We start from the raw sequence: 490 nt of genomic DNA, 5'->3' as shown, positions 1-490 counted from the left end.
GGTGAGGCGGTGGCGGCGCCCGCGCCGCCACCGCCTCACCCGGCCCCGGCCCGTCGGAGCCGCCCTCTCAGCCGGTCCCGGCCCGCCGGAGGCGTCCCGGGCCGCCGACCGGCACCATGGCGGAGCCCGGGGCCAGACGTACCTGCGTCTGCCAGGGGTCGGCCGGCTCCCGGTCGGGGTCGGTGGCGACCGTGAAGGTCAGGGAACGCCCGGGGAGCAGCACACCGCCCGTCCGGCCGAGACGCAGCCAGGCGGCGCCGGGCGTGGCCGCCCAGTGCACCTCGCCTCCGACGGCCGTGACCGTGACGAGCGTGTCCGGGCCGCTCGGCTGGGCGGCCACGGTCAGCCGTCCGAACTCCGCCCAGGGGTCGGGCGAGGAGGGCGGGACGTCAGGGGCGCGAGAAGCCGGTGAGAAGGCGCTGGGCCGGGCCGGACGGGCGATGGCCGAAGGCGGCTCGGGCGGTGTGGTGGCGGATCGTGGTGGGGGCTG

1 pseudogene is annotated in these 490 nt (G+C 79.4%); it reads right to left on the bottom strand.

The window, feature by feature from the left end:
- Positions 1 to 67: 67 nt before the first annotated feature.
- Positions 68 to 490 (bottom strand): annotated as a pseudogene (locus ACSNOK_RS33400) (sigma-70 family RNA polymerase sigma factor); the annotation flags it as partial.

This window comes from Streptomyces sp. URMC 126, from assembly GCF_051386555.1.
Taxonomy (GTDB): domain Bacteria; phylum Actinomycetota; class Actinomycetes; order Streptomycetales; family Streptomycetaceae; genus Streptomyces.
Note: the sequence above shows the minus strand (reverse complement) of the source record. Positions and strands in the feature narration are given on the sequence as shown.